Here is an 11861-nt window from a genome sequence, read left to right as displayed (position 1 = left end):
TGATATAATGGTGAAAACATAGTTTTCATTATATCACTTGAGGGGGCTTTCATAATGACATTAAATAAAGCACTTACTATCGCTGGTTCTGATACAAGTGGCGGTGCTGGTATACAAGCAGATTTAAAAACATTCCAAGAACTTGGTGTATACGGAATGACATCTCTTACGACAATTGTAACGATGGATCCACATAAAGGTTGGGCACATAACGTATTCCCAATCCCAGCTTCTACATTAAAACCACAATTAGAAACAACAATTGAAGGTGTTGGAGTAGATGCTTTAAAAACAGGCATGCTTGGATCAGTAGAAATTATTGAAATGGTTGCAGAAACAATCGAAAAACATAATTTCAAAAATGTAGTGGTTGACCCTGTTATGGTATGTAAAGGTGCAGATGAAGCATTACATCCTGAAACGAATGATTGCTTACGTGACGTTCTTGTTCCAAAAGCATTAGTTGTAACACCAAACTTATTTGAAGCTTACCAATTAAGTGGCGTAAAGATTAATTCTCTTGAGGACATGAAAGAAGCAGCGAAGAAAATCCACGCTTTAGGTGCGAAATACGTCCTAATTAAAGGTGGTAGCAAACTTGGTACGGAAACTGCAATCGACGTCCTATATGATGGAGAAACATTTGATCTTCTAGAATCAGAAAAAATCGATACGACAAATACACATGGCGCAGGTTGTACATATTCTGCTGCAATCACAGCAGAACTTGCAAAAGGAAAATCTGTGAAAGAAGCAGTAAAAACAGCTAAAGAATTTATCACAGCTGCTATCCGTTATTCATTCAAGATCAACGAATACGTAGGCCCAACACATCACGGTGCATATCATAAATTCGTTGCATCGAAAGAACTTGTCTAACATATAAATGAAAACACCCACAGAGGGAATATATTCCCTCTGTGGGTGTTTTTTAATAACCTTTATATCTTCCGGTCATCTTATCTTTACGATGCAGAGCTTACCTGATTTCTACCATTTCGTTTCGAGTAATATAACGCATCATCCGCCGCTTGAATAAATTGCTCCGGTGATTCTTCGTATTCTGAAACCCCTACCGAAACTGTAATCTTTATTTTCGTTCCATCTAACAATTGAAATGAATGTTTTTCAACAGCTGTACGAATTTGTTCGCCCATACGAATTCCATAAGCTAATCCCTTCTTTGGTATCAAAAGTGCAAACTCCTCTCCGCCCTTTCGAAAAACCAAATCTGGAAATGTTGAAATTTCCCGTAAAATACGCCCTACTTGTTTTAACACTTCATCTCCTGCAGGATGCCCATACGTATCATTTACATGCTTAAAGTAGTCAATATCTATAAGTAATAAACAAAGTGAATCATTTTTCATGTTCTTATTACCAATATGACGATTCATCTCTAAATCAAAATGTCTTACATTTCCGAGTCCTGTTAAAGCATCTATCGTTGCATACTGTTTCATCGTTTGGAATAATTCATTAGATTGCAATACATATTTTGCACTTAAAAATGTGATATAGCCTGTAACAATACTAGAAAATAAATATAATCCCACTATGTGAGTATCTTTAATTAACCATATATATAGCGAGGGGATTAGAATAGATAAAATATATGTATGTAACCATACCCACTTTTCTCCTAAGGAAATCTTCATGTGTGAAATAAAGATACTACCTATCCCTATCGCAATGAGTGTATAAAAAGCCACTTGAGAAGCTAAGGAATAATCCATAAATAATAGCCTAGTTACTAAAATCATACCTACTGTTATAGTACTGGCTATTGGTCCTCCAATTATAACGGCTAGAATGACAGCTAAGTAGCGTAAATCCAATAGGATATTACCAATATGAACACCGAAATACATTAGTAATATACCTAATATTCCAGTAAAAACACCTATTACACATTTCCTCCAAAAAGAGAATCCTTCTTTTAACGGCTTATCTCTTAAAAGCTGACCTCCCATAAAAATAAAGGAAAGAATAATTGTTGTGTTTACAAATAAATCCCTTAACATAAAATAATCTCCCTACTTTTTCGTCTATACCTTTCCTTATTTTATTGTATACGAAATCCCTATAATTCCCAAAGCTTTTTATTTTTTCTGTTCCACGTGAAACAGAAAAAATAAAAAAGGGACGAAATTTCGTCCCTTTTTTATTAACAACAACGTGATATTTTTCCGCCCTTTGCATTAAATCTAGCTTCTTGCGCTTCTGCAAAAAATTGTTTTTGACATACAACTTCTTCTTCTGGATGATGCTTTTTCATGTGCTCTACATATGTTTCATAGCTTGGTACCCCAACAAGTAAACTAATAAAGTGTTTCCTTTGTCCCCATACTTGCCGCAATTTTTTAAGCATAGTTCCTCGACTCACTTTCATCTCTAGGGATATATGGTGCCTCTTTTAGCGGCATCGGCTTATTTCTTAATACTTGAATCCAAATTCGAATTGCAGAAATTAATACAGCGATTACAACTATCATAAAAATCCCGCAAAGTGCCGCATCAATATAATCATTGAAAATAATTTGTTTCATTTGAGCGACATTTTTAGCTGGCGCTAACACTTTCCCCTCATCTAGTGCTCCCTGAAACACCTTTGCGTGGGATAGAAATCCTATTTTAGGATTTTCATGAAATAGCTTTTGATAACCCGCCGTCATCGTTACAATAAGCAATCCGACAGTTGGAATAAGCGTCACCCAAACATATGCCTTTTTCCCCATTTTGAACAAAATTGTTGTTCCAAGTAATAATGCAATACCTGCTAACATTTGATTTGCAATACCGAACAGTGGCCATAATGTATTAATTCCACCAAGCGGATCTACTACCCCTTGATATAAGAAATAACCCCATCCTAATACACATAACGTTGTAGCTATTACATTCGCTAATGTAGAATCCGTTTTCGCAAATGGCTTATATACATGCCCTAAAATATCTTGAATCATAAATCGGCCTACACGCGTTCCAGCATCAATCGTTGTTAAGATGAATAGCGCTTCAAAGAGAATCGCAAAATGATACCAAAATGCCATCATGGCCGTTCCACCTATTACTTGTGAGAAAATATATGCCATACCTATCGCTAACGTTGGCGCACCACCTGTACGTGATAAAATTGTTTGCTCCCCAACGTTTACAGCAAGATCTTTTAGTTCATTTGGTGTAATAGCAAATCCCCATGAAGAAATAACTTGAGCTGCCTGCGAGACATCCGTACCAATAAGTGCTGCGGGACTATTAATCGCAAAATAAGTTCCCGGCGTTAATACACAAGCTGCAATCATCGCCATCGCCGCTACAAATGACTCCATTAACATTGCTCCATAACCGATCGGCTGTGCGTGTCCCTCTTGTTCAATCATTTTTGGCGTCGTACCTGATGAAACGAGAGCATGGAAGCCAGACACCGCACCACAAGCAATTGTAATAAATAAGAACGGGAATAAGTTTCCAGAGAAAACAGGACCTGTTCCATCGATAAATTTCGAAACTGCTGGCATTTGTAAATCTGGTGCTACAATTAAAATACCGATTGCTAATCCAACAATTGTTCCGACTTTTAAAAATGTACTTAAATAATCACGTGGTGCTAAAAGCATCCAAACTGGTAATGCCGATGCGATAAATCCATATACAATCAGCATAATAGCAATCGTTTCACCGCTAAACGTGAACATATTTGCAAGCGTTGGATTTTCCGCCACATACTGTCCTCCAATAAGAGACAGTATAAGTAGAACAATTCCGATTACTGACCCTTCCCCAACCCGTCCAGGCCTAATGTAGCGCATGTACACTCCCATTAAAATAGCAATAGGAATCGTTGCTGCTATCGTAAACATTCCCCACGGACTTCCGACAAGTGCCTTTACTACTACTAATGCTAATACCGCTAATAAAATAATCATAATGCCTAAAATACCTATCATTGCAATAAGCCCTGTAACAGGACCAATCTCATCTTTAATCATTTCTCCTAAAGATTTACCATTCCGTCTCATCGAAGCAAATAAAATGACAAAATCTTGCACAGCTCCAGCGACAACTACCCCAACAATAATCCATATTGTCCCTGGTAAATATCCCATTTGTGCCGCCAAAATTGGTCCTACTAAAGGCCCTGCCCCAGCAATTGCTGCAAAATGGTGCCCAAATAATACCCACTTATTTGTCGGAACATAATCTTTTCCATCGTTTAATGTATGGGCTGGCGTTTGCCGATTATTATCTAAACCGAATACCTTTCTCGCTATAAATCTACTATAAAAGCGATAAGCCACTGCATACACACATACCGCAGCTACTAGGAGCCACACGGCATTAATAGTTTCACCTTGTGATAAAGCTATTACACCAAAAGCACCTGCTCCTACTGCTGCAATAACTCCCCATAGTAAAATCGACTTCAATGTTTTCACATACAATCCCCCCAATACTATTGCTTAGTGGGATTGTACTAAATTTTCTGAATATTTAATTTGAATCCTCCTTATCATGAAGGATTTTTAGTTTATCATGTTAAAAAATTCGCATTATCTGCTATAATTCAATTTTATTTCGAAGTCGTTTCACATAATTACGACTAACTGGAATCGGTTGCTCATCATATTTATCTAAATACAGATTATATGTGCCATTATAATAAGGTTTTAGTTCTTGTACATATGACATATTAATTAAATAACTTTTATGCACGCGTAAAAAATCATATATATTTAGCTTATTCTCTAGCTCCTGAAGTGTATATGTTGAAATATACTGATTATTCGTTGTATAAATGGAAACCGTTTTGTTTTCCTTATTTTTGCTTACATATACAATATCTTCAGGAAAAATATATCTAATCCCCTCTTGACCTTCTATCGGTAGTTTTCGCAAATAGCTCTTTGCTTTCTCGCCTTGCTCTTTACCCATTCTATATAAAAGGAATTGCAAATCTTCTTCGCGAAATGGGCGTAGTAAATAATATAATGCTTGAAAACGAAATGCCGTAATGGACTCTTCTATATCTTCACCCATAAAAATAAATTTCGTATAACAATTTACTTCCCGTAATAAACTCGCATATTCAAAGCCAGTTCCATCTAGTAATTTTGAATTTAAAAAAACAAAATCTGGAGTATGCTTTTTCATAATAAATAATGATTCTGTTCCCGTATTCGCTTCAAAACATTCTACATTCCTTATATTTTCAGTAAATTTTTCAGCTAAACTTCTTCGCTCTTCTGCTTCTTCCATGATCAGTAAAATTTTCATTTCTTCAACCACCTAATTCTTTTGTCCGTATGTCCTGTTGTATACATTCGCTTTTATAAGGAACATTCCCTTTTTCTTACTATACCATTATTTATCTAAAAAAACAGAAAAAAGGGAACCACCACGGTTCCCCCAAAAATACAATTGGTACGGGCCAATAATTAGCAATGGATAGATCCCTCACTGATTAAAGTTTCACCTTATACTAATTCTCGTTGCTTCGTTTCTTGCCCAAGTACAATTACAGCAACCACGCCAATTAAAATTGATCCACAGAAAATCGTAAATATTAATGATAGTGAAGCCTGTGAAGCAACTAAATATCCTACTAATAGCGGCCCAAGAATACCACCAATACGACCGAATGCCGCTGCCATACCTGCACCTGTACCACGAATAACTGTTGGATACTGTTCAGGTGTATAGGCGTATAATGCACCCCAAGCCCCTAAATTAAAGAAGGATAGTAACATGCCTGCTACGATTAATACTGTTAACGACTCCGCCACTCCAAACAAGTAAGCGCTGCACGCTGTACCGATTAAATACGTAACTAAAACAAACTTACGACCAAGACGTTCAATAAACCAAGCAGCTGTGAAATACCCTGGCAATTGAGCTAACGTCATAATAAGTACGTATTGGAAACTTTTTATTAAACTAAATCCTTTTAATACCATTACGCTAGGTAACCAAAGGAACATCCCATAATAGGAAAAGACAACACAAAACCATAGAATCCATAACATAATTGTTGCCTTACGATATTCCCCAGACCAAACTGACTTTATATTTTCGATAACGGACGGTCTTTTTTCAACCTTTTGGAATCTCGGAGAATCCGGTAAATTCCATCTTAAATATAAAGCATATAGTGCTGGAACCGCACTCAATACCATTGCAACTTCCCAACCATATTTCGGAATAACAAAATACGAGATAAGAGCTGCAATTAGCCATCCACCTGCCCAAAAACTTTCTAATAGCACAACTATTTTGCCACGTTCATGTGCTTCAACGCTCTCTGATACTAATGTAGAAGCAACTGGAAGCTCTCCGCCAAGTCCCATACCAATTAAAAATCGTAAAACAAGGAACATCGCAAGTGTCGTCGTTAAAGCAGTTAAACCACTACCGATAGAAAATAGTAATAATGTAATAATAAAGACTGATTTCCGCCCTATTTTATCTGATAGTATTCCAAAAACGAGCGCTCCGACTGCCATACCAATTGAATTAATGCTGCCTATCCAGCCCATTTCTTGCGTACTTAATCCCCAATCTTTTTGCAGTGCTACCATTACAAATGAAAGCATACCAACATCCATTGCATCAAATAGCCACCCAAGCCCTGCTATACCAAGTAGCTTTCGCTTCGAAATTCCCTTCACCTTGCCCACAAGAAGTCCTCCTTACACAGCTGTCTTTACACATCATTTTACATGTGTGAATTGCATAAGTAAAATACTTTTGTTTAAAAAATTCTCCTTCATCATTCCCAAAAAATAAAATACTTATCCCGCCTCAAAATTCACCTGGAGCAAAAGAGTTAGATTGAAGATCAACTGCCAGTAAATGTCCGATTGGTGAAGACTAACAATCAGTAGGAGATGAACAAAACCTCACTGATTAAAGTTGCATTTTATCAAAAATGGCCAAATAAAAAAGTAGCGATATTCCGCTACTTTTTCGAACGCATAACTTCTTTTAAAAATTCCGCTAATACTAACTGACGACGCCAGCGCGTTGGATTGCTACACAATCTATAAAACCACTCTAAATGAATCGATTGAATCCATTTTGGTGCACGTTTTACCTCTCCAGCCCATACGTCTAAACTTCCACCTACTCCAACAGCCATTTTCGTTTCTAAACGATGCTTATTAGTTTGGATAAAGTTCTCTTGTCTCGGGAAACCAAGTGCGACAAGTAATAGATCTGGTTTTGCTTCTTGAATACGAGAAATGATATTTTCTTCGTCCTCTTGTTTAAAATACCCATCTTGTATACCCACAATAGATACCGCTGAATACGTCTTCGTTAAATGATCTGCTGCAGCTTGTACAACATGTGGTTTTGCACCAAGTAAGAAAACAGATACCGGTTTATTCTCTTGTGATAGCTTCGCAAATAAATTACACATTAAATCAAAACCTGCTACACGTTCCTTTACAGGTGTACCTAACATACCACTTGCTTTTACAACTCCAATACCATCAGGTGTAATTAAATCTGTATTTAATAATGTTTGATGGAATGCTTCATCCTTTTTTGCACACATAACAATTTCAGGATTCGCTGTTACTACCTGAAAAGTATGCGTTCGCTCCAATTCTAGTTGCCCCTTCAAATATTGGACTGTTTCATCCATTGTCATTGTAGAAAAAGGAACACCTAGAATATCAACCGTTTTTACTTCCATGATTAACTATCCTCTCTATTTCAGTAAAAGTTTTTTATATGCATTATAAGTATCTTCATACAAATTTTTTAGCGAGAACTGAGTAGATGCATGATTATATAAACGATTTCCCATCGCTTCTAATTCACCATTCAACCATTTTTCGTAAGCATTCTCTAATGCGCTTGCTAACGAGTCTGCATCACCAATTGGTACAATCCATCCATACGTATCATCAACTATTAACTTTTTCATATCACCTACATTTGTTGCAATAGATGTTAAGCGTTGATTAGCCGCTTCCAATAAAACGAGAGGGAAACTTTCGCTATAAGAGGTTAACAAATTAATGTGTGCAGATGCATATAATTCTTTGGAATCTGTACGAAAACCTAGAAACATCACCTTATCCTCTAAGCCCTTTTGTTTTACCATCTCTTTTAATTCTGCTTCTATGGGCCCATCACCAAGCAAGAGCACCTTTATATTTGGAATTTTAATTTTTTGTAACGCTTCAAATAAAATATCATGACCTTTAACAGGATGAAGACGCGCTACTTGAATGGCTGTAAATACTCCTTCATCGATGCCAAATTCACTCTTATCATACGGTTTTGCCGGAGTATTATCATACTCAATTCCATTATAAACCGTACAGATTTTCTCTTCTGGTACACCTAGTTTTATTATGTTTCTCTTAAAGTTCTCCGTAATTGCAAAGAACAAATCTACCTTCCTGAAAGAACGTAAATTTAACTTCGTAAATACCCATCCTTTTAATCCCCTCTTCATAAAATCCAAAGTTGGATCACTGTGGACAGTCATTATCCATTTCGCTTTTATACCTTTTTTCAAGAGGGAGAGATAGAAATTTGCTCGTGCGCCATGTGTATGCACAATGTCAAATTGATTTTCATTAATAAATGCTTTTATTTTTGAAAGAATTGATAGGTCGTACCGAGATGATTGGGTAAAAACATGCACTTGAATACCAAGGTTTCTCGCCTCTCTAGCAATCGCACCTTCTTCAAATACCATTAATTCCACTTCTTCCTTTGAAAATTGAGATAAAAGTGAAATAATATGTGTTTTCCCCCCACCTTCTTCTGCACCAGCATTCATATGCAACACTTTCATTTCTTACATCCCCCATTTTTTCTTTTTATTTACTATAACAAAATAAAAGCTAACATATGCTAGCTTTTATTTTTCTATCATTCAATTTCCAAGTCAACTATTAAATATGCCATGAGTAATACTAAGTAGAAACTCACTCCTGGTGCAATTAAAATATGACCAGCCATGAATGAGATACCTAATCCGAGAAGTATCGCTGCAATCACCATTGCATATTTCACTGTGAATACTTGTTTAAATTTAGTAAATATACATGCAATAAATTTAATACCAAAGTATAAGAATGGAATTACAAGTAAAATGAACCCTATGATTCCGAAAGAATAGAACCAATCATGGAAGTCACGTTCAATTAATTTCGGCTGTTCTTTATAGTTACCAGCATAACCCATTCCTAATAATTTTTGAGACATTGGGGCTTCATTATAGAAATCTTTATACATCTGTTCAAATAATTGACGCCCACTAAAGATAAGTGCTTGCGTTTCTTCTTTTTTCTCAGCTACTTTCTCTTTTGCTTTCTCTTTCTCTTTTTCTTGCTCTGTCACAGGAGGTTTGTGCTCTTTAGCTTCCTCCTTCTTTTTCTCTTCCTTTTTCGCACTCTGTTCTTGTTCAATCAATTGGAAATGGAATCCCATATTTTTCATAAATGGTGAAAAAGGTGTATATGCCAATATGCCTACAAATACAGTTATTGCAAGAAAACCATTTAATAAATAGGCATGTTTCTTCCCGTCTTTACGCTGTGTAAATGCTTGAATAAAGCACATAACAACTGCTATAGCCATTGATCCAAAGATTGCTCCTACGCCAACCTTTGTCCCAATTGCAAATAATGAGTAAACAACTAAAATTGAAGGAATCCAATAGTATGCTTTACCTATACTTTTTGTTTTTTCAATTGAGTACAAAATAACAATTGGACACATGATGGCTAAAATAGATCCTAGTTCGTTACCTGCATAAAACCAACCGCGTGACCCTAACTTTACCCATTCATAACTATTATAATCTGTACCAGTAGTAATCGAAGCTACCATGACTACTCCTATAATTAACGATGCATACGTAATATAGTCGCGCATTTTTGAATGGCTTTTTTCTTTTAAAGACTTAAACACAAACACATAACAAGTAAGCATAACAAATGGATATAAAGCTTTTGCTATAAACTTAATTTCTTCTGTAAGTACCATAGGGTTTTTTGTAAGCTTGTTATTTACCAATCCGATGGTGAAGACTATTCCTACTAATATTATATACAATATATATTTTATATTTCCTTGTTTCTTCGTTTGAATTAAAATATATATCCCGCTTAGGAACATAACGAATAAGCGTGTAATAACTCCAATGGTCGTATCAATTTTTAAAACCATGATACAGAACGCTGTAAGTAAATCTAAAATCGGTTGCAACAAAATAAAGATTAGTAGAAAATTTTCAAATTTATTACTTTTACTATTTTCGCTTAACATCTAGAACCTCCATAACTATTACCTAATTTCAATCTATACAGTTAATATTTTTTTCTTATCTCAAATATTTATTATAACATATATTTTTTAATTAAACGTCTCACATTTCTCCCCAATCTTACCTTATAGAAAAAAGCATATTTGCATTTTCAAGCGCTTTCTTTCCTCATTCTTTCTTTTTTTCTACATGTAACGAAAATGCATTGTTATTTACATAACTTTAGTGTATATTTTTTCTCTGGAACATCTTTAGGAGGAAGGGATTACAGCAATGTTATTAATCGACATATTTACGTTTCTTGGCATTATCGCCGCTGCTATTTCTGGTACATTAGTTGGTTTAAAAAAAGATTTAGATTTATTCGGTGTCCTTTGTTTAGCTGTAGCTACAGCTCTCGGCGGCGGTATTATTCGTGATATTATGATCGGTAACCTGCCTCCTGTCGCATTTGTTAAACCCATTTACTTTTTCGTAAGTGTATTATCAGCATTATTTACTTGTATGTTTTTTGAGCGTATCAATAAACTACAAGTCGTTATCATGCTTTCTGATGCTGTTGGCTTAGGTGTTTTTACGGCTATTGGTGCAAATGCGGCAATGTCACATCATGTTGACGCCTCATTTTTAGTTGTTTCAATGGGAGTCATTACAGGTATTGGAGGCGGTATTTTGCGTGACATTTGCGCTCAAGATATCCCCTACGTATTCCGAAAAGAGATTTACGCAATCGCTTCTATCTTAGGAGCAATTAGTTTCCTAATCACATATGCAATGGGGGCACACGTATTAGCTTTCTATGTTTGTTTATTAGTAACATTCATTATTCGTGTTGTCACTGTAATATATAATGTACATTTCCCAGTTTTCTTTAAAACACATGCTAAAATTAATAAAGGCCATTAAGAGAATTCTACATAGAATTCTCTTAATTTATATACTATTCTACACACTAATGTAGAGTAATTGTATATAAAAATATATAATTATATAAGAAACAAAAATGAAAACGCTTTATACACAGGGGGAAGAACGATGCTCGGGGTTTTTAAAAAACATACAAATAAAACAAACGCCAGTATACTTGAATTAAGTAAGGAGCAACAAATCACTTTTAACGTGCCTACTAATTCTGAACTGAAAATTCAAATGGACATGCTACATATTTCAAAAGAAGATTTACAAACCGTAAAGGTACTGCAGCCCTTTATTTATGAAGAAATTGATTGGATTACGGAAAAATTCTATGCCAATATTACAAAACAGCCTAATTTAATTACTGTTATTGAACGTTATAGCTCTATTCCAAAACTAAAGCAAACTTTAAAAACGCATATAAAAGAATTATTCAGCGGAGATATGCATGAAGATTTTATTGACCAACGCGTTAGAATTGCAAAAAGGCATGTACAAATTGGGTTACATAGAAAGTGGTATACAGCTGCTTATCAAGAATTATTCCGCTCTATCATGAAGATTTTAAAAACGAAAATTACAACAATTGATGATTTTTCTTATTCCATAAATGTTATAAACAAATTATTCACTCTTGAGCAAGAACTCGTTCTTG

General features: G+C 35.3%; 10 protein-coding genes and 1 pseudogene. 3 read left to right on the top strand and 8 right to left on the bottom strand.

Annotated elements, in window-relative coordinates; translation table 11 throughout:
- Positions 1 to 54 precede the first annotated feature (54 nt).
- Positions 55 to 879 (top strand): pyridoxine/pyridoxal/pyridoxamine kinase, encoded by an 825-nt coding sequence (gene pdxK, locus QCI44_RS00400; protein ID WP_098985813.1) that lies wholly within the window; start codon positions 55 to 57, stop codon positions 877 to 879.
- 86 nt (positions 880 to 965) lie between these two features.
- Here the strand turns inward: pdxK and QCI44_RS00395 are convergent, their stop codons facing one another.
- The 8 genes from QCI44_RS00395 to QCI44_RS00360 all read right to left on the bottom strand — a co-directional run bounded on the left by QCI44_RS00395 (position 966) and on the right by QCI44_RS00360 (position 10293).
- Positions 966 to 2024, bottom strand: coding sequence for a GGDEF domain-containing protein (locus QCI44_RS00395; RefSeq protein ID WP_098405307.1), 1059 nt, complete (start codon positions 2022 to 2024; stop codon positions 966 to 968).
- A gap of 143 nt (positions 2025 to 2167) precedes the next feature.
- A complete protein-coding gene (locus tag QCI44_RS00390; RefSeq protein ID WP_016085393.1) occupies positions 2168 to 2371 on the bottom strand; it encodes a YbdD/YjiX family protein in 204 nt (67 codons plus the stop codon).
- Positions 2364 to 4439 (bottom strand): carbon starvation protein CstA, encoded by a 2076-nt coding sequence (gene cstA, locus QCI44_RS00385; protein ID WP_016136131.1) that lies wholly within the window; start codon positions 4437 to 4439, stop codon positions 2364 to 2366. Before cstA ends, QCI44_RS00390 begins: the two co-directional genes overlap by 8 nt.
- A 121-nt stretch (positions 4440 to 4560) precedes the next feature.
- Positions 4561 to 5277, bottom strand: coding sequence for a LytR/AlgR family response regulator transcription factor (locus QCI44_RS00380; RefSeq protein ID WP_016085391.1), 717 nt, complete (start codon positions 5275 to 5277; stop codon positions 4561 to 4563).
- Positions 5278 to 5477: 200 nt separating this feature from the next.
- Positions 5478 to 6677 (bottom strand): MFS transporter, encoded by a 1200-nt coding sequence (locus QCI44_RS00375; RefSeq protein ID WP_016136132.1) that lies wholly within the window; start codon positions 6675 to 6677, stop codon positions 5478 to 5480.
- A 281-nt stretch (positions 6678 to 6958) separates the two neighbouring features.
- The gene (locus tag QCI44_RS00370) at positions 6959 to 7699 is read right to left on the bottom strand and encodes a WecB/TagA/CpsF family glycosyltransferase (protein ID WP_016085389.1); all 741 of its coding nucleotides are present in this window, start codon (positions 7697 to 7699) and stop codon (positions 6959 to 6961) included.
- Positions 7700 to 7714: 15 nt separating this feature from the next.
- Positions 7715 to 8815: a glycosyltransferase family 4 protein gene (locus QCI44_RS00365; protein ID WP_016085388.1), complete on the bottom strand. Its 1101-nt coding sequence runs from the start codon at positions 8813 to 8815 to the stop codon at positions 7715 to 7717.
- Between the two features lie 77 nt (positions 8816 to 8892).
- Entirely contained in the window at positions 8893 to 10293 is a 1401-nt protein-coding gene (locus QCI44_RS00360; RefSeq protein WP_016136133.1) for an O-antigen ligase family protein, read from the bottom strand.
- Between the two features lie 271 nt (positions 10294 to 10564).
- On the opposite strand from QCI44_RS00360, the gene QCI44_RS00355 reads away from it, so the two are divergent.
- A complete protein-coding gene (locus QCI44_RS00355; protein WP_000924376.1) occupies positions 10565 to 11197 on the top strand; it encodes a trimeric intracellular cation channel family protein in 633 nt (210 codons plus the stop codon).
- Positions 11198 to 11326: 129 nt separating this feature from the next.
- Positions 11327 to 11824, top strand: a pseudogene (locus QCI44_RS30600) (protoglobin family protein); the annotation flags it as partial.
- Positions 11825 to 11861 lie beyond the last annotated feature (37 nt).

It is taken from the genome of Bacillus cereus group sp. RP37, from assembly GCF_040459695.1.
Lineage (GTDB): Bacteria > Bacillota > Bacilli > Bacillales > Bacillaceae_G > Bacillus_A.
The sequence above is the reverse complement of the archived record's forward strand: the minus strand, read 5'-3'. Positions and strand labels throughout refer to the sequence as shown.

Bases quoted from the DNA above. Each gene is read 5' to 3' on its own strand.
- QCI44_RS00370 (WP_016085389.1), bottom strand. From the start codon at position 7,699: ATGGAAGTAAAAACGGTTGATATTCTAGGTGTTCCTTTTTCTACAATG.
- QCI44_RS00395 (WP_098405307.1), bottom strand. From the start codon at position 2,024: ATGTTAAGGGATTTATTTGTAAACACAACAATTATTCTTTCCTTTATT.
- QCI44_RS00360 (WP_016136133.1), bottom strand. From the start codon at position 10,293: ATGTTAAGCGAAAATAGTAAAAGTAATAAATTTGAAAATTTTCTACTA.
- QCI44_RS00355 (WP_000924376.1), top strand. From the start codon at position 10,565: ATGTTATTAATCGACATATTTACGTTTCTTGGCATTATCGCCGCTGCT.
- pdxK (WP_098985813.1), top strand. From the start codon at position 55: ATGACATTAAATAAAGCACTTACTATCGCTGGTTCTGATACAAGTGGC.
- QCI44_RS00365 (WP_016085388.1), bottom strand. From the start codon at position 8,815: ATGAAAGTGTTGCATATGAATGCTGGTGCAGAAGAAGGTGGGGGGAAA.
- QCI44_RS00380 (WP_016085391.1), bottom strand. From the start codon at position 5,277: ATGAAAATTTTACTGATCATGGAAGAAGCAGAAGAGCGAAGAAGTTTA.
- QCI44_RS00390 (WP_016085393.1), bottom strand. From the start codon at position 2,371: ATGCTTAAAAAATTGCGGCAAGTATGGGGACAAAGGAAACACTTTATT.